This window comes from Mesorhizobium sp. WSM4983, assembly GCF_029625765.1.
In the GTDB taxonomy this organism is placed as follows: Bacteria; Pseudomonadota; Alphaproteobacteria; order Rhizobiales; family Rhizobiaceae; genus Mesorhizobium.
In genome coordinates this window covers 1,315,172-1,334,015 of record NZ_JARTVM010000001.1, presented here as the reverse complement: position 1 = coordinate 1,334,015, position 18,844 = coordinate 1,315,172, and the positions used below count along the sequence as shown (strand labels likewise).

17 protein-coding genes are annotated in these 18,844 nt (G+C 64.3%); 6 read left to right on the top strand and 11 right to left on the bottom strand.

Annotated elements, in window-relative coordinates; translation table 11 throughout:
* Positions 1 to 9: 9 nt before the first annotated feature.
* The 5 genes from P9254_RS06540 to P9254_RS06520 all read right to left on the bottom strand — a co-directional run bounded on the left by P9254_RS06540 (position 10) and on the right by P9254_RS06520 (position 6,107).
* Positions 10 to 345: a hypothetical protein gene (locus tag P9254_RS06540; protein WP_095801825.1), complete on the bottom strand. Its 336-nt coding sequence runs from the start codon at positions 343 to 345 to the stop codon at positions 10 to 12.
* A gap of 315 nt (positions 346 to 660) precedes the next feature.
* Complete coding sequence (gene carB, locus P9254_RS06535) at positions 661 to 4,152, bottom strand: carbamoyl-phosphate synthase large subunit (protein ID WP_278054481.1); 3,492 nt, start codon at positions 4,150 to 4,152, stop codon at positions 661 to 663.
* A 370-nt stretch (positions 4,153 to 4,522) separates the two neighbouring features.
* The gene (locus P9254_RS06530; protein ID WP_336619641.1) at positions 4,523 to 5,311 is read right to left on the bottom strand and encodes an SH3 domain-containing protein; all 789 of its coding nucleotides are present in this window, start codon (positions 5,309 to 5,311) and stop codon (positions 4,523 to 4,525) included.
* A 128-nt stretch (positions 5,312 to 5,439) separates the two neighbouring features.
* On the bottom strand, positions 5,440 to 5,751 hold the full coding sequence (locus P9254_RS06525) for a hypothetical protein (protein ID WP_278054478.1): 312 nt from the start codon (positions 5,749 to 5,751) through the stop codon (positions 5,440 to 5,442).
* A complete protein-coding gene (locus P9254_RS06520) occupies positions 5,751 to 6,107 on the bottom strand; it encodes an ArsR/SmtB family transcription factor (RefSeq protein ID WP_278054477.1) in 357 nt (118 codons plus the stop codon). Before P9254_RS06520 ends, P9254_RS06525 begins: the two co-directional genes overlap by 1 nt.
* 193 nt (positions 6,108 to 6,300) lie before the next feature.
* Between P9254_RS06520 and P9254_RS06515 the strand changes: the two genes are divergently transcribed.
* On the top strand, positions 6,301 to 7,479 hold the full coding sequence (locus P9254_RS06515) for an MFS transporter (protein ID WP_127241367.1): 1,179 nt from the start codon (positions 6,301 to 6,303) through the stop codon (positions 7,477 to 7,479).
* Between the two features lie 29 nt (positions 7,480 to 7,508).
* Here the strand turns inward: P9254_RS06515 and P9254_RS06510 are convergent, their stop codons facing one another.
* Positions 7,509 to 8,108: a LysE family translocator gene (locus P9254_RS06510; RefSeq protein ID WP_278054476.1), complete on the bottom strand. Its 600-nt coding sequence runs from the start codon at positions 8,106 to 8,108 to the stop codon at positions 7,509 to 7,511.
* A gap of 100 nt (positions 8,109 to 8,208) precedes the next feature.
* Here P9254_RS06510 and P9254_RS06505 point away from each other — a divergent pair, with 100 nt between their 5' ends.
* Positions 8,209 to 9,075 carry a LysR family transcriptional regulator gene (locus P9254_RS06505; RefSeq protein WP_127245936.1) on the top strand — a complete coding sequence of 289 codons (867 nt, stop codon included), beginning with the start codon at positions 8,209 to 8,211 and terminating at the stop codon, positions 9,073 to 9,075.
* Between the two features lie 50 nt (positions 9,076 to 9,125).
* Here the strand turns inward: P9254_RS06505 and P9254_RS06500 are convergent, their stop codons facing one another.
* The 3 genes from P9254_RS06500 to P9254_RS06490 form a co-directional block, all read right to left on the bottom strand.
* The gene (locus P9254_RS06500; protein ID WP_095779708.1) at positions 9,126 to 9,776 is read right to left on the bottom strand and encodes a dihydrofolate reductase family protein; all 651 of its coding nucleotides are present in this window, start codon (positions 9,774 to 9,776) and stop codon (positions 9,126 to 9,128) included.
* Positions 9,777 to 9,873: 97 nt separating this feature from the next.
* A complete protein-coding gene (locus P9254_RS06495; RefSeq protein WP_278054474.1) occupies positions 9,874 to 10,716 on the bottom strand; it encodes a protein-L-isoaspartate O-methyltransferase family protein in 843 nt (280 codons plus the stop codon).
* Positions 10,717 to 10,761: 45 nt separating this feature from the next.
* Entirely contained in the window at positions 10,762 to 12,111 is a 1,350-nt protein-coding gene (locus P9254_RS06490; protein WP_278054473.1) for an Nramp family divalent metal transporter, read from the bottom strand.
* A gap of 228 nt (positions 12,112 to 12,339) precedes the next feature.
* Between P9254_RS06490 and mntR the strand changes: the two genes are divergently transcribed.
* From mntR to P9254_RS06475, 3 genes are all read left to right on the top strand, one after another.
* Positions 12,340 to 12,792 carry a manganese-binding transcriptional regulator MntR gene (gene mntR / locus P9254_RS06485; RefSeq protein WP_066994948.1) on the top strand — a complete coding sequence of 151 codons (453 nt, stop codon included), beginning with the start codon at positions 12,340 to 12,342 and terminating at the stop codon, positions 12,790 to 12,792.
* A gap of 365 nt (positions 12,793 to 13,157) precedes the next feature.
* The gene (gene ypfJ / locus P9254_RS06480; RefSeq protein ID WP_278054471.1) at positions 13,158 to 14,072 is read left to right on the top strand and encodes a KPN_02809 family neutral zinc metallopeptidase; all 915 of its coding nucleotides are present in this window, start codon (positions 13,158 to 13,160) and stop codon (positions 14,070 to 14,072) included.
* A gap of 144 nt (positions 14,073 to 14,216) precedes the next feature.
* Complete coding sequence (locus P9254_RS06475) at positions 14,217 to 15,485, top strand: TCR/Tet family MFS transporter (RefSeq protein WP_278054470.1); 1,269 nt, start codon at positions 14,217 to 14,219, stop codon at positions 15,483 to 15,485.
* 187 nt (positions 15,486 to 15,672) lie between these two features.
* On the opposite strand, the gene carA is transcribed toward P9254_RS06475, so the two are convergent.
* Positions 15,673 to 16,875, bottom strand: coding sequence for a glutamine-hydrolyzing carbamoyl-phosphate synthase small subunit (carA, locus tag P9254_RS06470; protein ID WP_278087267.1), 1,203 nt, complete (start codon positions 16,873 to 16,875; stop codon positions 15,673 to 15,675).
* Positions 16,876 to 17,145: 270 nt separating this feature from the next.
* Between carA and P9254_RS06465 the strand changes: the two genes are divergently transcribed.
* Entirely contained in the window at positions 17,146 to 17,595 is a 450-nt protein-coding gene (locus P9254_RS06465) for a GatB/YqeY domain-containing protein (protein WP_095779703.1), read from the top strand.
* A 9-nt stretch (positions 17,596 to 17,604) separates the two neighbouring features.
* Here the strand turns inward: P9254_RS06465 and P9254_RS06460 are convergent, their stop codons facing one another.
* Complete coding sequence (locus P9254_RS06460) at positions 17,605 to 18,594, bottom strand: hypothetical protein (protein ID WP_442920296.1); 990 nt, start codon at positions 18,592 to 18,594, stop codon at positions 17,605 to 17,607.
* Positions 18,595 to 18,844: the final 250 nt, after the last annotated feature.

The window sequence follows — 18,844 nt, the reverse complement described above, 5'->3', positions numbered from 1 at the left end:
GGCTGCTGCTCAGATGTCCGGCGCGTTGCCGACTTTCTTCTTCATCTCCAGCGCCCAGGCGCGGCCTTCGTCGCCGCCCCACAGCAGCCAGGCGATGTAGCCGGCAGAGGGATTTTCCTCGTTGCCGTAGTTCTTGCCGCGCTTGTCGACCTCATGGCGGGCGAAATAGCTGACCATGCGGCGGATGGTCGAGGGTGAAAGGTTCTTGCGGTTCTTCAACTCCGTCGCCCTCGCGACGCCGATCTCGGTGCCGCCGCGGCCAAACTGCTTGCGCAGACGCAGCCCCTTGGCGGCGTTGTCGGCGACCACCTGCGGGCAGCACAGGTCGATTTCGTCTTCGGACATGTCATTCATCGCAGATTTTTAGTCTACGAGCAGAATGCGGGGAAGCAGAGTTCCGAAGTTGCTAATCGGTGCCGGTACCAATGCCCTGAGATGAAAGGGCACGAAGGCGCGCTCTACGGCGCAATCCTAAGCAGGCGAAACGGGCGCTCAGTCGATAGGCCAGCGGTTGCGGCAACGGTTCATTAATAGTCAGCCAATCGCTGGAATGGGCCGCCCGAATGAGCGTTGCCTTGTCGCCTGCCGCCGAAGATTGGCAAGACGGTTCATTAGACAGAGATTGCACCGTGGCTGGTGCGCTTCGTAGCGCCAATAGCCTTACCCAAAATATTCCTGCAGCGGCCGGACCTCGAGGTTCCCCGCCCTTAGCGCCGCGATCGCCTCGGCCACGGCCGCAGCACCCGACAGCGTGGTGTAATACGGCACCTTCTGCATCAGCGTCGCGCGGCGGAGCGACTTCGAGTCCGACACGGCTTTCTGGCCGTCGGTGGTGTTGAAGACGATCTGGACCTGGCGATTGCGGATGGCGTCCTCGATGTGGGGGCGGCCTTCGAGTACCTTGTTGATCTTTTCCGCCGTCACGCCGTTCTCGGCGAGGAAGCGGGCGGTGCCGGAAGTGGCAAGCACCTTGAAGCCCTGCTCGGCGAGGCGTTTTACGGCGGGCAGAATTCCCTTCTTGTCTTCGTCGCGCACCGAGACGAACAGCGTGCCCGCGCGGGGGAGATCAACACCCGCCCCTAGCTGGCTCTTGGCGAAGGCCAGCGCAAAGTCGCGGTCGAGGCCCATCACCTCGCCGGTCGAGCGCATTTCCGGCCCGAGCAATATGTCGACGCCGGGGAAGCGGGCGAAGGGGAAGACGGCTTCCTTGACCGCGATATGGCCGGGATTGCGCGCGTCAGGCATGGCGCCGTAATGCGCGAAGGCGTTTTCCAGCGTCTCGCCGGCCATGATGCGGGCGGCGATTTTCGCAATGGGACGGCCGATGGTCTTGGCGACGAAGGGCACGGTGCGCGAGGCGCGGGGATTCACCTCAAGCACATAGACCGTGCCGTCCTTGATGGCGTATTGCACGTTCATCAGGCCGCCGACATTGAGCGCCCGGGCAAGTGCGGCGGTCTGGCGTTCCAGCTCGTCGACGAGTTCCGGCTGCAGCGAATACACCGGCAGCGAGCAGGCGCTGTCGCCCGAATGGATGCCGGCCTCCTCGATGTGCTCCAGGATGCCGGAGACGAAGGTTTCCTTGCCGTCGCAGAGGCAGTCGACATCGACCTCGGTGGCGCCGGTCAGATAAGTGTCGAACAAAAGCGGGTTCTTGCCGAGCAGCGTGTTGATCTGGCCGGTCTTGTCGGCCGGGTATTTCTGCTTAATGTCCTCCGGCACCAGGCCGGGCACGGTGTCGAGCAGATAGGTCTGCAGCATGCCTTCGTTGTAGATGATCTGCATGGCGCGGCCGCCGAGCACATAGGACGGGCGCACCACCAGCGGAAAGCCGAGCTCGGCAGCGACGAGGCGCGCCTGCTCGACCGAATAGGCGATGCCGTTCTTCGGCTGGGTGAGCCCGAGCTTGTGCAACAGCTTCTGGAAACGGTCGCGGTCTTCCGCAAGGTCGATCATGTCGGGCGAAGTGCCGAGGATCGGGATGCCGGCCTTCTCCAGCGCGTCGGCCAATTTCAGCGGCGTCTGGCCGCCGAACTGGACGATGACGCCGACCAGCTCGCCGGAGGCCTGCTCGGCGCGCAGGATCTCCAGCACGTCCTCCGGCGTCAGCGGATCGAAATAGAGCCGGTCGGATGTGTCGTAGTCGGTCGACACGGTCTCCGGGTTGCAGTTGACCATGATCGCCTCGAAGCCGGCGTCGCGCAGCGCAAAGGCGGCATGGCAGCAGCAATAGTCGAACTCGATGCCCTGGCCGATGCGGTTGGGGCCGCCGCCGAGGATGACGACCTTCCTGCGCGACGAGACGCGCGCCTCGTTGGCGAGCTCGCCGGCGAAGGGCGTCTCATAGGTCGAGTACATATAGGCGGTCGGCGAGGCGAACTCGGCGGCGCAGGTGTCGATGCGCTTATAGACCGGATGAACGCCGAGCTTTTGCCTGGTCTTCTGAATGACTTCCGCGTCGGTTCTGGTCAGCGACGCCAGGCGTGCGTCGGAGAAGCCCATCGCCTTCAGCATGCGCAGGTTCGGCGCATCCTGCGGCAGGCCGTGCTCGCGGATGCGCTCTTCCATGGCGATGATGCCGGCGATCTGCTCGAGGAACCACGGGTCGATCTTGCACATGGCGTGCACGTCTTCGAGCGAGGTGCCCATGCGGATCGCCTGCGCCACCATGCGCAGCCGATCGGGGGTCGGCGTGCCGAGCGCGGCGCGGATGGCGTTGCGGTCGTCGACGTGGTCTGCCGAGCCAAGGCCGGGGATCTCGATCTCGTCGAGGCCGGTGAGGCCGGTTTCCAGTCCGCGCAGCGCCTTTTGCAGCGATTCCTGGAAGCTGCGGCCGATGGCCATCACCTCGCCCACCGACTTCATGGCGGTGGTCAGCACCGGCTCGGCGCCCGGGAATTTCTCGAAGGCGAAGCGCGGGATCTTGGTCACCACATAGTCGATCGACGGCTCGAACGAGGCCGGCGTCGCGCCGCCGGTGATGTCGTTCTCCAGCTCGTCCAGCGTGTAGCCGACGGCAAGCTTTGCCGCGACCTTGGCAATCGGGAAGCCGGTCGCCTTCGAGGCGAGCGCGGACGAGCGCGAGACGCGCGGGTTCATCTCGATGACCACGAGGCGGCCGTCGGCCGGGTTGACGGCGAACTGGACGTTGGAGCCGCCCGTCTCGACGCCGATCTCGCGCAGCACCGCGATCGAGGCGTTGCGCATCATCTGATACTCTTTGTCGGTCAAGGTCAGGGCCGGCGCGACGGTGATGCTGTCGCCGGTGTGCACGCCCATCGGGTCGAGGTTCTCGATCGAGCAGATGATGATGCAGTTGTCCGCCTTGTCGCGGACCACTTCCATCTCATACTCCTTCCAGCCGAGCACGCTCTCCTCGATCAGCACCTCCGTGGTGGGCGAGGCGTCGAGGCCGGACTGAACGATGTCGTAGAATTCGGCGCGGTTGTAGGCGATGCCGCCGCCGGTGCCGCCCATGGTGAAGGAGGGGCGGATAATCGCCGGCAGGCCGACATGGTCGAGCGCTTGCGCCGCGATCGCCATGGCGTGGCTGATATAGCGCTGCTTGCGGTCGCCTTCGCCGAGATTCCAGCGCGTCTCCAAAGCATCGAGCGCGGCATCGAGGTTTTCGGGGTTCTCGGCTTTGAGCGCGGCGCGCTCGGCCTCGTGGATCTTGCGGTCGGCGTCCTTGACTTCTGTGGCGTTGGCCAGCATCGAGCGCGGCGTCTCCAGCCCGATCTTGCTCATCGCCTGGCGGAACAGCGCGCGGTCCTCGGCCTTGTCGATGGCATGCGCATCGGCGCCGATCATCTCGACATTGTAGCGGTCGAGCACGCCCATGCGGCGCAGCGACAGCGCGGTGTTGAGCGCCGTCTGGCCGCCCATGGTGGGCAGCAGCGCGTCGGGGCGCTCCTTGGCGATGATCTTCGCCACCACTTCCGGCGTGATCGGTTCGATATAGGTGGCGTCTGCCAGCTCCGGATCGGTCATGATCGTGGCCGGGTTGGAGTTGACCAGGATGACGCGGAAACCCTCTTCCTTCAGCGCCTTGCAGGCCTGGGTGCCGGAATAGTCGAACTCGCATGCCTGGCCGATGACGATGGGGCCGGCCCCGATGATCAGGATCGACTTGATGTCGGTGCGTCTTGGCATGGTCTATGGATTCCGTTCGGCGAGCGGCTTGCACGAAAAACCGGGCGGGGAGGACCCGGCCGGTTGTGCTTGCGATTCTGGTATCAGGCTAGGAGGGCCTTATAGGGAAGAGTTTTGGCGGATGTAACCCCGAAAATGAGGGTTTGGGGGTTGGCGTGACGGAACAAACCAGGCGTCTCATTCCTTCGCGCCCCCCTCTGCCCTGCCGGGCATCTCCCCCACGAGAGGGGAGATTGGACGTCACGACTACTTTCGCCAATTTTCGACGGTGAAGAAAAAGCGAGGCGCCAAAACAGCCGATCTCCCCCCAAGTGGGGGAGATGTCCGGCAGGACAGAGGGGGGCGCTGTCCCGCCGGCGTCTTCAGCCTATCAATTCCCCAGGGCCAGCTGATCCGTGATCTCAAAGCGCTCCGAAACGCCGATGCGGATCATGTTCAAGCTGCCTTCGCGGGTGAAGCGGAATTCGTCGGAGGAGTCCGAGCCGGCCGGCTTGCCGTCATGGAAGTGGATGATGCGCGTGCCGCCGTCCGGCCAGGTCACGGTCACGACGCTGTCGCCGGCCTCATGTGCGACGCTGATCAGGCAGCGGGTCATCGGCTGGCCGATCCGGCGCGCGCAGGGGATGCCGTCGGCGGCGTCTGGGGCAGGGGTGTCGGACTCCGTGATTGCCGAGGCGGCGAAGGCGAGGGCGTAGGCATCCTGCATGGCGACGGCGCTGATATCGGCCGCGGATGGCGGATCGGCCGGCTCGCTGCGACCCAGGCGCGCGGCGATGTCCGGCTGCGGTTCTTCAGAGGGCTCGGGCGCGTTCGCTTCCTGTGGCGGGCCGGCGTCAGTTGCCGGCACGGCTGCATCCTCGGGCGCCGGGGCCGGGTTGTTCGGGCTGAGATAGCGGGCCGGCGCCCATCCGACGATATGCGCGTCCTGCGTGTCCTCGACCTTGCACCAGGGATAGTTGTTGACGGTCTTGCAGCCGTAGTTCTTCACGGCCGCGCCGTTGGGCAGGCGCGCCGCGATCTTTCCATCCGGTGAAGCGGTGTCACGGATGTTGAGGAGGTCGTCCGGCGCGAGGCCGCCGATGATCGAAATGATCAAGCCTGGCGCGTCCTGGGCCAAAGCTGGCACGGCGGCCAGCAGCAAAGGAGCGGCGATCAGCAATGTCGATCGGAGCGTGACTTTGCGCTTCATCCTTGATGCACTGCAATCCTGGCGTTTCCGCTCAATCAGATATGAGCTGCGCTCAATCATGGATCTGAGCTGGGCTAAATCCTGAATATGAGCTTCGCTCAATCTAGATATGAGCTGCGCTCAATCTTTGTAAATCCGGTCCGCGGCGCGTGCGCCCATTCCGGCCGTCCCGCTGCTTCTGCCTGCTTTGCGGCAGCTTCATGGTCGTAGGCGATGGCGATCGCCTCGGAGCGGCCGGAGGCATCCAGCTCGACGATGCCGTAGCGCGCATGCCGGCTGTCCTGCTCAGAGACATGCGCCGGCGGGAATGCGGATGAGCTCGCTGCGATGGCTATTGCCGCACAACGCGATCCGGCAGGCTGGAGGGCCAGCACGTTGCCATGGATATCGGCCAGAACGGCAATGCGCATCAGGCGTCGATCTCCGCATCGGCGGTGCCGACCGCTGGAAGCGCCTTGTCCTCGCCGGCGGCCGCGATCACGCTGTCGAGCAGGCCGGGAAAGCGCCTGTCGAGGTCGTCGCGGCGCAGGGTGATCAGCCGGCTGGTACCGACCGCTTCGGTGCGCGTGACGCCCGCCTCGCGCAGCTTGGCGAGGTGGTAGCTGAGATTGGTCTTGGAGGCGAGGTCGAGGAACTTGCCGCAGTTCATCGGCACGCCTTCCTTGCTGGCGAGAAAGCGCACGATGGCCAGCCGGGTCGGGTCGCCAAGCACGGCAAGCAAGATCGGCAGGCTGATCTGATCGGCGGTCGGATGAGGCAAGGTCATCGCTGAGAATTAAGCGCAAACGGAACCGACTTCAACGCGTCTCCTCTTCTTGCTTGGTTACACAGCTTCCCGGTTTCTACGCCGTCCTGACACAGGGCTGTCAGCAGGGTTCGGCTAATTTGCCCAAGCGCCGTTGACATCATGCACCTTCAGGTCCAATTGTTCAATAACTTTTGAACCAAGGACATATCCCATGGACAAGCGGATCTTCTGGCTTGCGCTCGGATCGTTTGCGATCTCGACCGAAGGCTTCGTCATCTCCAGCCTTCTTCCCGATATCGCCGCGGATGCCGGCATCTCCGTTCCGCTCGCCGGCTCGCTGATCACCGCTTTCGCGCTCGCCTATGCGATCGGCGCGCCGATCCTGGCGACGCTGACCGGCGAGTGGGACCGGCGGCGCGTCATCCTGTGGACGCTGGTGTTCTTCGTCATCGGCAATATTGTCGCGGCGCTAAGCTCGTCATTCGAATTGCTGCTCCTAGCACGCATCGTCATGGCGCTATCGTCCGGCCTGTTCGCGGCAACCGCGCAAGGCACCGCCGTGGCGCTGGTCGACGACCATCACAGGGCCCGCGCCATCGCGGTCGTGGTCGGCGGCACCACGGTGGCGGTCGCGGTCGGCGCGCCGCTCGGCGCGCTGGTGGCGGCGATTGCCGGCTGGCGCGGCACCTTCTTCGCCATTGCCGGCCTCGGCGCGCTTGCCGGGGCGATCCTGTGGTGGCGGCTGCCGCGCGGCATTGTCGGCACCAGGCTGCCGCTCAAGGCGCGGCTCGCGGCGGCCGTCCGTCCCGGCGTGTTGCCGATCCTGGTCACGACCGTGCTGGCGCTGGTCGGCGCCTTCACCGTCTTTGCCTTCATCGCGCCTCTGGCGATCGAGGGCGGCGGCCTCAGTCCGTTGGCGCTTCCCGGCATGCTGCTCGCATTCGGTGTTGGCGCCGTCATCGGCAACATCGCCGGCGGCCAGGCGGCGGACCGTTTCGGCGCGGCGCGCACGGTTTGCTGGTCGCTGGGGCTGAGCGCAGCGATGCTCGTTACCCTCTCGCTGATCCCGACCTTCCTGCCGCATTCGATCGCCGGGCCGGCGCTGATGGGCATGATGGTGCCGTGGGGCATCGTCGGCTGGGCCTTCCCGCCGGCCCAGGCGAGCCGGATCATCAAAATAGCGCCCGATGCCGCCCCGATCGTGCTCTCGCTCAACGCCTCGGCGCTCTATTTCGGCGTCGCCCTTGGCGCGGTGGTCGGGGGCGCGGTGCTGCGCTTCGGCGCGCCGGCCGATCTCGGTCTGGTCGCGGCTGTATTCCCGATCGTCGGGTTGGGTGTGGTGCTCGCGGGTCGCGCGCTCGCCCGCCCGGTCGCCATGCCGGCGGAATAGACTTCGCAAACCTGAAGGACTTGCCGGCCTCAGGCTGGCCGCCACATCTGCAGGATGGAGGCGGCCAGCAGCAGGCCAAGCACGATGTTGAGCGCGCGCCATTGCCGCTCGGTTCGGAGCAAACGTGCCAGCAGCGTGCCGGCTACGCACCAGAGCGACAGCGAGACGGCCGCGGCAAGGCCGAACACGGCGCCGAGCAGCAATGCCAACTGCAAGGGGCCGTCGGCAAGCGCCGCGAAGGAAGCGGCCGCACCCAGGCCCATTGCCCAACCCTTGGGATTCATCCACTGAATCCCGGCGCCGCCGAAGAAGCTGTTCGGCCTAGCCATGCTCACGTGGAGCTTGGGCGGGCCGCTGCGGCCGATCCTGATCGCCAGCCAGATCAGATAGAGCGAGCCGGCGATCTTCATCGCAAGCTGGAGCGAGGGGACGGCGGCGATCAGCCCGGCCAGGCCGGCAGCACCCGCCGCCGCTACTGACGCCAGTCCCGCGGCGCTGCCGGCCATCAGCGGCACCGATCGGCGAAAGCCGAACTGCGCCCCGGATGCCGTCGACAGCGTCGTGGCGATGCCGGGCGTCGAGGTCGAGATCAACGCGAACAGGACAAGGGGGATGATGGTTTCGGACATCCAAAGCCTCCACGGTGGAAGGAGCCTGCATGTTAGGCGCTGGGCGCTATCAGTAAATGCAATGTTGGATATGGTCTGCATTAGTGATTATAATGCAGCGATGTTCCGCGATCTCGACACCACACTTGTCCGCACCTTCGTGACGACGGCCGACAAAGCCAGCATGACGGCCGCGGCCAACGCCCTCAATCTGACCCAGGGCGCCGTCAGCCAGCAGATCAAGCGGCTGGAGGAGATCCTTGGCCAGATGTTGTTCGAGCGCGACCGCCGCGGCTTGAGACTGACGCGTTCGGGCGAACGGCTGCTCGACAAGGGCCGGCGTCTCTTGCGGCTCAATGACGAGATCCTGGCGGAGATAAGCGGCAAGGCGGTCGCCGGCGGGGTGCGGATCGGCGTGCCCTACGATCTTGTCGGCACATTGCTGCAACCTGTTTTGAAAACCTACGCTGAAGCCTATCCGCAGGTGGAGATTTCGCTGGTCTGCGCCTCTTCGCCGGAACTCGCGGCGGCGCTGGCGGCAGGGACGATCGACCTTGCCGTCATCGAGGAGCGGGCCGGTCCGACGGCCGGCGAGTGCCTACTGGTCGACCGGCTGGTCTGGGTCGGTGCCAGAGGCGGCTCGGCGCGCTTGAAGCGGCCTTTGCCGGTCTCCATGGTCGCGGATAGCTGCGCCTTCCGTCCCGCGGTGCTGGCGGCGCTCGGCACGCACGGGCTCGATTGGCGCACCGTGTTCGAGAACGGCAACATCGACGCAACGACCGCAACGGTACGGTCGGACCTTGCGGTGACCACCTGGCTCGCCTCGACGGTTCCGGCCGACCTCGACATCCTGTCCGACGCCGACTTACCGGCGCTGCCGAATTTTTCCGTCAACCTGCACCTGCCGAAGCATGCAGTGACGCGGACGGCAGAGGCATTCGCCACTCATATCCGCGAGGGTCTGGCGCGGCATCGCCGGGCAGCGTGAGCGACACTTTTCGTTCCTCGCCCCCGCTTTGGGGGCGACGAACCTTGGCGCTACTTCCAGTTCTTGCGCCGTTCGAGCTCGGCTTCGGAAGGCTGCTCTGTCGCAAAAGATCCGGTCTTGACGTCGCCGCCACGTTCATAGGTCGCCATGATGACACCCGTGCTGGTGGTTTGCGACTTGATGAGCTTGAAGGCGGCGGGCATCGCGTCATCGCCGAACAGGCGCTTTCCCTTGCCCAGCAACAGCGGGAAGATCATCAACCGGATCTCGTCGATCAGCCCATTGGCGAGCAGCGTCTGGATCAGATTGCCCGAACCCTGGATGAGCAGATCGGGTCCGTCTTCCTGCTTGAGCTGCCTGAGCCTGGCAACGACGTCTGGTCCAAGCGGCTGCGTGTTCTGCCAGGTCAGGCTATCCGGCCGATGCGTCGCGACATATTTGGTCGCCGGGTTGAAGGCATCTGCGATCGGATCTTTCTGATACGGCCAGTACGCGGCGAAGATGTCATAGGTTCTGCGACCGAGCAGCAGGGCGAAGGGCTTGGAGAACAATTCGTCCATTGCCTCGCCCGCCACCTCGTCAAAGTAATGGAAGGTCCAGCCGCCGAATTGAAAGCCGCCGACCGGGTCCTCTTCCGGGCCGCCTGGCGCCTGCATGACGCCGTCGAGGCTGACGAATGTGGCGGCGATGATCTTGCGCATCTGTCTTCTCCCTTTTCGTGATCCGCGCCGTCGCGGCCGGATTTCGTCCTAAGGACGGGCGACAAGCCTGCGTTCCGACACAGGCTTCCGCAGATTTCTATCGTTCGCTGTCCGCGCGCATGGCGCGGGACGAGAACCAGACATCGCCGAACACGGCGGTGGCGGTTCGATCGGGCGCCTTGTCTTCGGTCAGCCAGATCGAGCGCGTGCGGCTGGCGCGTTCGCGGGTTGGCACTCTTGCCTCCGGGCCGGCGAGGGAGGCGCCGACGCAAGGGATGAACCAGGAACCCATGAAGGGCCGGCAGGCGAACCCCGCCTGCATGCGGGTGACCAGCACGGCGAGGCCGATACGCTGCGCCGGCCGCCAGGGGAAGATCAGCCGGCCGCCGGGCCTGAGCGCCCTCAGCCACGCAGGGGGCGGGGCAATGACGGCAGCATTGACATAGATGATGTCGGAGGGCGGCAGCGGGCCGGCGACAGCGTCGCCGGCAACGACCTCGACATTGCCATAGGCCGCGAGGTTCACCTTGGCTTGCGCGGCGAGATCCGCTTCGATCTCGAAGGCGGTGACGCTGCCACCGGGCTCGACCAGCCTTGCCAGCAGCGCGGTATAGTAGCCGGTACCGGCGCCGATATGGGTGACGGCTTCGCCGGGTTTCGGTTCGACCTTGCCGATCCACATGGCGTGCAGAACCGGTTCGCCGTTGTTGATGCCCTTGTCGGCATCGAGCACCACCAGCACGTTCTGGTAGATGTAGCTTGGATCGGCAGTCGGGGTTTTGAACGCTCCGTCGCCGGCAAAGACTGTCCAAGGTCCAGGGCCGAGAAAGGCCTCGCGCGGCACGGAGGCGAACGCCTCCTCGATGCGGGGATCGGCGGAGCGCGCATGCGCGGCCATCAGTTTGGCGTAGAATTTTCGGGCGTCGTCCGAAACGGTCATGCTTTCAGAAGATAGCGCGGCCGGCCGGGATGTCGCGGCCCGAACTCAGCCGGCAAAAGTGTCGAAGAGCAGCTTGAAGTTGAGCACCAGGATGATCGCCGCGACTACCCAGGCGAGTGCGGCGACGCCGCGCGAGATGACGAAACTGCCCATCTTCTTCTTATCCGAGACGAACTGCACCAGCGGCACAACGGCGAAGGGCAACTGCATCGACAGGATGACCTGGCTGAAGACCAGGAGCTGGGCCGTGCCCTTTTCGCCGTAGAGCGCGGTGACGATCACGACGGGGACGATGGCAAGGCCGCGCGTCAGCAGGCGGCGCGCCCATTGCGGAATGCGCAGACGCAGGAAGCCTTCCATCACGATCTGGCCGGCAAGCGTGGCGGTGACCGTCGAGTTGAGCCCGGAGGCGAGCAGCGCGACCGCGAACAGGATCGAGGCAATGCTCAAGCCCAACAGCGGCGACAGCAATTCGAAAGCCTGACCGATCTCGGCGACATCCTGGTGCCCGGTGCCGTGGAAGGCCACTGCCGCGACGATCAGGATGGACGCGTTGACAAACAGCGCCAGGATCAGCGCGATGGTCGAGTCCGTGGTCGCCCATTTGATGGCGTCGCGCTTGCCGGCATCGGTGCGCTCATAGGCGCGGGTCTGCACGATCGAGGAGTGCAGGTAGAGATTGTGCGGCATCACGGTGGCGCCGATGATGCCGATGGCGATGTAGAGCATCGTCGGGTTGGTGACGATCTGGGACGACGGCACGAACATCGAATGCAGGATTGTGCCTGCGGGCGGGGCGGCGACGAAGATCTGGATGGCGAAGCAGCCAAAGATGATGATCAGGAGCGCGACGACGAACGCCTCGAGATAACGGAAGCCCCTGTTCATGAGCAGCAGCACAAGGAAGGCGTCCAGCGCGGTGAGGACGGCGCCGCCGATCAGCGGGATGCCGAACAGGAGCTGCAGCGCAATCGCCGTGCCGATCACCTCGGCGAGGTCGCAGGCGATGATCGCCAGTTCGCAGGCGATCCAGAGCAGGAAATTTACCGGACGCGGATAATAGGCGCGACAGGCCTGCGCGAGGTCGCGGCCGGTGGCGATGCCGAGGCGGGCGGCCAGTGCCTGCAACAGGATCGCCATCAGGTTCGACAGCATGATGATGAAAAGCAGCCTGTAGCCGAACTGGGCGCCGCCGGCGAGGTCTGTCGCCCAGTTGCCCGGGTCCATATAGCCGACCGAGACCATATAGCCGGGACCCATGAAGGCGAACAGGCGGCGGAACCAGAGACCGGTGTCGGGCACCCTGATCGAGGCATTGACCTCGCGCAGACTGGGCTGCTCAGTCTCATCGGAGCGGGCAAATTGCCACGAGGGACGGGACACTGCTTCTGACATCGGGGGGTCCGCTGGAAGGGTATCGAGGATCGCCACTATGTATGCTAAGGCTGAACATTATGCAACAGGCTATACTTCATTGTTCAAGCTCTTGTGATGCACGCCGATAGGGCGCCGCGTGCAGCAGCAAACGCCGGGTTGCGCCGACCCGGGAATGCAAATAAACGGCCAGGGCACCACGGTCCGTGCTATGAGTGCGGAGCCGATTCAGCCATGAAGGAGCGCGTATTGGCGCTGAGGAACAGACCAGTTCGACGCGAAAAGCCGCTTCCTGATGCCGAAATCCATTCGGAAGGGTTCCGTCAGACCCGCGAAGCGCGTCGCAGCGCGCTTGTCGAGGACTATGTCGAGCTGATCGCCGATCTGATCGAGGACGGAAACGAGGCCCGTCAGGTCGATATCGCGGCCAGGCTTGGCGTCGCGCAACCCACCGTGGCAAAAATGCTGACAAGGCTCTGCGCCGACGGGCTGGTGTCCAGGAAACCCTATCGCGGGGTGTTTCTCACGGACGCCGGTCGCAAGGTGGCGCAGGAGAGCCGCATCCGTCACGAGACTGTCGAAGCCTTCCTGCGCTCGCTCGGTGTCAGCGCCGAGACGGCACGGATCGATGCCGAGGGCATCGAGCACCATGTCAGCGCCGAGACGCTGGATGCATTTCGCAGGGCGATGACGACACGCTGAGCCCCGCCAGCGTTAAACTTCTGGACCGACGAGTCGCTGGAACCGCCGAACGGTACGCACGTTGCTCCTGACGTTGCGCGATGATCGCGTGGAACGGAGGAAGCGACGGGCGTTGAACAGGCACCGACCACGAAGGGCAAGCCAGCGGCCAAAGGGTTGAGACACGCGGCGGCTCGTGACGAGCGCAAGACCGAGGCCGAAACCGGCTCGAAGCAAAAGCTCTGATTTCATCCCATCTGGAGCCGGACGCGCGGTCTTTTGGTCAGCAAAAATGCTGTGACTCGGCGTGACCGTTGCGATAATTGTCTGAAGGGGGCGGTCATAGGCCGGACCTTCCAGAACATCTGCATTGCGAGGAAGTTGCCATGCTTTGGAGAGGCCGCCGTCAGAGCGACAATATCGAGGACGAGCGCAGCGACAGCGGCGGGTTCGGCGGTGGCGGTCCGCGGCAGTTCCGCGTTCCGATCGGGGGGCGAGCGGGCGGCGGCGGCAGCATCATCTTCGTCATTCTGGTGGTTCTCGCCGGATGGTATTTCGGCTTCGATCCATCGCAGATCCTGGGTGAAGGTGGTGGCCTTGTGCCGGGCGGCGGCGGCCAGATTACCGAAGACAGCAGTTCGCCGGACAGCGGCGCGCCCGCCTCGGACGAGATGAAACAGTTCGTGGCGACCGTGCTCGCCGAGACCGAGGACACATGGAGCGGTATCTTCAAAGCCAATGGCCTTACCTACGAGGACCCAAAGCTGGTGCTGTTCAGCAGCCAGATCCGGTCGGCTTGCGGCTTTGCCTCTTCGGCGGCGGGACCGTTCTATTGCCCGGGCGATCACAAGGTCTATCTCGACATGACCTTCTTCCAGCAGCTCGACCAGCAGTTCGGCGCCTCGGGTGAATTCGCTCGCGCCTACGTGATCGCGCATGAGGTCGGCCATCACGTGCAGAACCTCACCGGCATCATGTCGAAATTCAACCAGATGCGGCAGGGCATGGGCGAGGCCGAGGCCAATCAGATGTCGGTCCGGGTCGAGCTTCAGGCCGACTGCTTCGCCGGTGTCTGGGCGCACTATACCGCGCAGAAGGGCATTCTGGAGCAGGGCGACATGGAAAGCGCGCTGAATGCCGCCAAGCAGATCGGCGACGACACGCTGCAGAAAAAAATGCAGGGCTATGTGGTTCCGGAAAGCTTCAACCACGGCACGTCGGCGCAGCGGCAGACCTGGCTGGCGCGCGGCTACAAGAGCGGCAAGCTTTCGGACTGCGATACATTCAACAATCCGGTCTGAACAGCGACGCAGGGCTGCGGCACCGCGGCGGGCTGCCGGGAACTGATGTCAGGATGAGGCAGTTGCGGTCGTTCGCTTATTGTTCCGGCCGGCTGGCTCGCCTATAAGAGCCTCCCGTCCAAGGCGGCCGAGGAGCTTGTCACCATGATCGACCCCAAGACCGCCAAGCGGGGCCTTGCGCTCGTTTTCACGACGCTGCTGCTCGACGTCATCGGCTTCGGCATCATCATGCCGGTGCTGCCGGCCTATCTGCAGGAGCTGACCGGCGCCGGCGTAAGCGAGGCGGCTATCGAGGGCGGCTGGCTGTTCTTCGTCTATGCGGCGATGCAATTCTTCTTCGCGCCTGTCATCGGCGGCTTGAGCGACCGTTTCGGGCGGCGGCCGATCCTGCTTGCCTCGGTGCTCACCTTCTCCATCGACAATCTGATCTGCGCCATCGCCTGGTCCTATCCGATGCTGTTCATCGGACGCGTGCTCGCCGGCATTTCCGGCGCCAGCTATTCGACGACGTCGGCCTTCATCGCCGACATCTCGAACGACGAGAACAGGGCCAAGAATTTCGGCCTGCTCGGCATTGCCTTCGGCGTCGGCTTCGTCATCGGCCCGGTGCTCGGCGGACTGCTCGGCACGTTCGGGCCGCGCGTGCCGTTCTACTTCGCCGCCGGGCTCGCCTTCGTGAACTTCCTCATCGCGATGTTCTTGCTGCCGGAGACGCTGGACGAGCAGCATCGTCGCCGCTTCGAATGGAAACGCGCCAATCCGGTCGGCACGCTGATCCAGATGCGCAACTATCCCGGCATTGGCTGGATCGGACTGGTCTTTTTCCTGATGACGCTCGGCCACATGATGTATCCGGCGGTCTGGTCTTTCGTTTCAAGCTACCGTTATGGCTGGAATGAGCAGCAGATCGGCTTCTCGCTCGGCGCCTTCGGCCTTTGCGGCGCGATCGTCATGGCGACGGTGCTGCCGCGCGTCATCCCGAAGCTCGGCGAGTGGAGGACCGCCGCGATCGGCCTGACCTTCACCGCGCTCAGCGCCTTTGGCTACGCGTTTGCGACGCAGGGCTGGATGATCTACGCGGTGATCGTCGCCGGCTGCCTGGAAGCACTCGCCGACCCGCCATTGAGGAGCCTTGCGGCGGCCAAGGTGCCGCCTTCGGCGCAAGGCGAATTGCAGGGCGCGATGACCTCGATCTTCTCGATCACCTCGATCATCACGCCGCTGCTTTATACGGCGATCTTTTCCTGGTTCACCGGCCCGAGCGCGCCGATTGAGTTCGGCGGCGCGCCCTATGTGCTCGGCGCGGTTTTCCTCACATTGGCGGTGATCGTCTTCGTGACGAAGGTCGCCAAGCCGACACCGAAGGAGGTCGAGCGCATGCAGGCGCAGGAAGCGGTGACCGACGCGGCTTAAGGCGTGTTGATATTCAGGTGGTGCTGGCCTGTAAATGACTGTTTCCTGCGCTTCCAGTGCGCACGACCAAAAATACGATCCGCTCCGGTTCTCTGAACCCGGCCAGTTTGGTCGCTTCGCGCCCGTCTTCGACTCCGGCCCGGCCTGGCCCGAATCTCAATACGCCTTGGAGTGGGTTGCGCTTGAGCTAGGCGCGCTCGGCCAGGGCCGGCGCGCCGCGCCGCTCGCGAATGAGATTGACGAAGCGGCGGAAGAGATAGTGCGAATCCTGCGGCCCGGGCGAGGCCTCGGGATGGTGCTGGACCGAGAACACCGGCCGGCCGGTCAGCGCGATGCCGCAATTCGAGCCGTCGAACAGCGAGACGTGGGTTTCCTCGACGCCTTCGGGCAGCGAGTCGGCGTCGACGGCGAAGCCATGGTTCATCGAGACGATCTCGACCTTGCCGGTTGTGTGGTCCTTCACCGGATGGTTGGCGCCGTGATGGCCCTGATGCATCTTCTCGGTCTTGCCGCCGAGCGCCAGCGCCAGCATCTGGTGGCCGAGGCAGATGCCGAACACCGGGAGATCGCTTTTCAGCAGGTCCTGGATGACCGGCACGGCATATTTGCCCGTCGCTTCCGGGTCGCCGGGACCGTTGGACAGGAAGATGCCGTCCGGCTGCATGGCCAGGATCTCTTCCGCGCCGGTTTTTGCCGGCACGACGGTGACCTTGGCGCCGAGGCCCGCAAGCAGGCGCAGTATGTTTCGCTTGACGCCATAATCGATGGCCACGACATGCAGCGACGACTCGTCCTGCTCGCCGAAGCCTTTGTTCCAGGCCCAAGGCGTCTCGCGCCAGACCGAGGATTGGCCCGAGGTGACCTCCTTGGCGAGGTCCAGCCCGATAAGGCCCGACCAGGCGGCGGCGCGCCGCTTCAGGTCGTCGAGGTCGAAAACGCCATCCGGTGCATGGGCGATCACGGCGTTGGGCATGCCTTTCTCGCGGATCAGCACGGTGAGAGCGCGAGTGTCGATTCCCGAAAGCGCGACGATGCCGCGCCTCTTCAACCATTGGTCGAGATGCCCGGCCGCCCGGTAGTTGGAGGGGTCGGTGACATTGGCCCTGAAAATCGCGCCGACAGCACCCGCGCGGGCAGCTGGATGCAAATCCTCGATATCCTCGCTGTTGGTGCCGACATTGCCGATATGCGGGAAGGTGAAGGTGACGATCTGGCCGGCATAGGAGGGGTCGGTAAGGATCTCTTCGTAGCCGGTCAGGGCGGTGTTGAAGCAGACTTCGGCGACCGCCGATCCCGTGGCGCCGAGGCCGCGGCCTTCGATCACCGTGCCGTCGGCGAGCACCAGAAGGGCGGTCGGCTTTTCGGTGGTCCAGGGGGCGGTCGTGGCCATGGCGGCACTCCTAGAGGCTGCTTCCGGACCATTCCGTTGGAGGGACGACCCGCACAGCAAACGACGCGCGGCGGCGAACTAGCGAGCCTGCGCGCAACCAAAGTTTCAGTTCATGCGAGGCTCAGTACATAGGGGATGGCGGCAAAGCGGTCAATGACGCTTCCTCCGAGCGGAATCGTTTTATTTCGCCGAGCAAAATCAACGGTTTGCCTGGATTTGCCTTGAGCGTCCGGCGAAGCTATTGTCCGCCGCGATCGAAGGAGAAGCATCATGCGCGAGAAAATCGCCGAATCCATGAAGAGCGCGATGAAGGCGCAGGACAAGCATCGGCTGCCGACGCTCAGGCTGATCCAGGCCGCCATCCACGACCGCGACATCGCCAATCGCGGCGCGGGCAAGCCGGCGGCGAGCGAGGAAGAGATCCTGCAGATCCTTTCCAAGATGGTGAAGCAGCGCGAGGAATCGGCCAAAGCCTTCGAGGACGGCAAGCGGCCGGAACTGGCGGCGCAGGAGCGCGGCGAGATGGAGATCATCCGCGAGTTCCTGCCGGCACAGCTCGACGATGTGGCGATCACGGCGGCGGCGCGCGAGGCGATCGCGGCGACGGGTGCCGCCAGCCAGAAGGACATGGGCAAGGTGATCGGCGCGCTGAAGCAGAAATATGCCGGCCAGATGGATTTCGCCAAGGCGAGCGCCATCATCAAGGGGCTGCTCCAGTAGAAGACCGGCTCAGTTCTTGCAGATCGGCACCGGCTGCGGCGGCGGCGCCGGATGGTCTTTCTTGTACTGCGCGATGATCGGCTCGAGGGTCTTCTTCGGCCAGAACTTCGGAGAGCCGATTTCCTTCAGGCAGGAAGCGTTCCAATAGACGCCCGCAGCCGACAGCGCTTGGCCGGCGGCCTTTGCGCGCGCCACAGCGGCGATGTCGCGCGATTCAGGATAGATATAGAGCGTCGTCGGGTTGTTCTTCACCAACGGGATGATCTGCTCGGCATCGGCCGGCGACCAGCTGGTGCAGCCATTGCTGCGGCCGCCGGCATAATTCACCAGCTTGCCGAATGGGACGAAGCCGTCATGGTCGGCGTAGGAGCTGTTCGGATCTTTCCGGAGGCACATGCCCCTGAGCAAGGCTGCCGGATGGCCGCCGATCACGCGCTGCCTGGCGTTCGCCGCTTCGCCTTCGCCATCGAACTGGATGAAGGTACGCATGAACACCGCGTTCTGCGCACCGACGCGATAATAGCCCTTGAAGGACGTCTTGGTCTCGGCGGTCATGTAGGCTCCGCCTGCCGTCAGCTCCGAATCCATCGCGTTGCCGAAGTTTTTCGCGCAACGCCTGCCATTGGAGAAATCGGCAACGCCTTTGAGATTGCGGCCGCCGCCATGGCCCGAAGAAACCGCTCGAAAGAGCTGCTTGGCCTCGCAGATGATATAGTAGCGTTGGCCAAGCACACTGTTGCCCAGGTCGCCGGGCCGCGTTGCATCCATGGCGAAGTAGCAGGGGTTGCTGACCGAACCTTCACTGACCTTCTTCTGGTAGAGGGCGCGCGCCCGCTCCAGCACGACCTGCGAGATCTGACCTTCGTTGTCGCCGACATGACGCTGCAGCCAGTCCGGAATGTTCGATGGGCGCAACGCCGCGAACGAGCCGACCGATGCCATCAGAGCGGCGATGACGAAGAGGACGGCGGCACCAAGCGGAACAGATATCAACCGCACCGGATTAATCCCCCCTCGAACTGGTATCGCTTGTGGTGAATCACCTGCGCCAATCATAAGAGCATAGCGCCGATGGGCGAAACACTTCTTGTCTAGTGCGCTCTGCCGAAGCTGGCGCATCTGCGATTTTCGACAGGCAAGAAGTTGGCTACTATCTGATTCCGGCGCGCCCACGCCTCCTCCCTCCGTTGGGAAAGCATTGTTCATGCAGGGCATTCGATCGCTAAACCGACTGTTCGAGCATCGGCAT

Excerpts from the sequence above, each read along its gene's own strand:
- carA (WP_278087267.1), bottom strand. The coding sequence starts at position 16,875 with ATGGCCACGACCGCCCCCTGGACCACCGAAAAGCCGACCGCCCTTCTG.
- P9254_RS06520 (WP_278054477.1), bottom strand. The coding sequence starts at position 6,107 with ATGACCTTGCCTCATCCGACCGCCGATCAGATCAGCCTGCCGATCTTG.
- P9254_RS06490 (WP_278054473.1), bottom strand. The coding sequence starts at position 12,111 with ATGTCAGAAGCAGTGTCCCGTCCCTCGTGGCAATTTGCCCGCTCCGAT.
- P9254_RS06525 (WP_278054478.1), bottom strand. The coding sequence starts at position 5,751 with ATGCGCATTGCCGTTCTGGCCGATATCCATGGCAACGTGCTGGCCCTC.
- P9254_RS06515 (WP_127241367.1), top strand. The coding sequence starts at position 6,301 with ATGGACAAGCGGATCTTCTGGCTTGCGCTCGGATCGTTTGCGATCTCG.
- P9254_RS06500 (WP_095779708.1), bottom strand. The coding sequence starts at position 9,776 with ATGCGCAAGATCATCGCCGCCACATTCGTCAGCCTCGACGGCGTCATG.
- P9254_RS06540 (WP_095801825.1), bottom strand. The coding sequence starts at position 345 with ATGTCCGAAGACGAAATCGACCTGTGCTGCCCGCAGGTGGTCGCCGAC.
- ypfJ (WP_278054471.1), top strand. The coding sequence starts at position 13,158 with ATGCTTTGGAGAGGCCGCCGTCAGAGCGACAATATCGAGGACGAGCGC.
- P9254_RS06505 (WP_127245936.1), top strand. The coding sequence starts at position 8,209 with ATGTTCCGCGATCTCGACACCACACTTGTCCGCACCTTCGTGACGACG.
- P9254_RS06475 (WP_278054470.1), top strand. The coding sequence starts at position 14,217 with ATGATCGACCCCAAGACCGCCAAGCGGGGCCTTGCGCTCGTTTTCACG.
- carB (WP_278054481.1), bottom strand. The coding sequence starts at position 4,152 with ATGCCAAGACGCACCGACATCAAGTCGATCCTGATCATCGGGGCCGGC.
- P9254_RS06495 (WP_278054474.1), bottom strand. The coding sequence starts at position 10,716 with ATGACCGTTTCGGACGACGCCCGAAAATTCTACGCCAAACTGATGGCC.
- P9254_RS06510 (WP_278054476.1), bottom strand. The coding sequence starts at position 8,108 with ATGTCCGAAACCATCATCCCCCTTGTCCTGTTCGCGTTGATCTCGACC.
- P9254_RS06465 (WP_095779703.1), top strand. The coding sequence starts at position 17,146 with ATGCGCGAGAAAATCGCCGAATCCATGAAGAGCGCGATGAAGGCGCAG.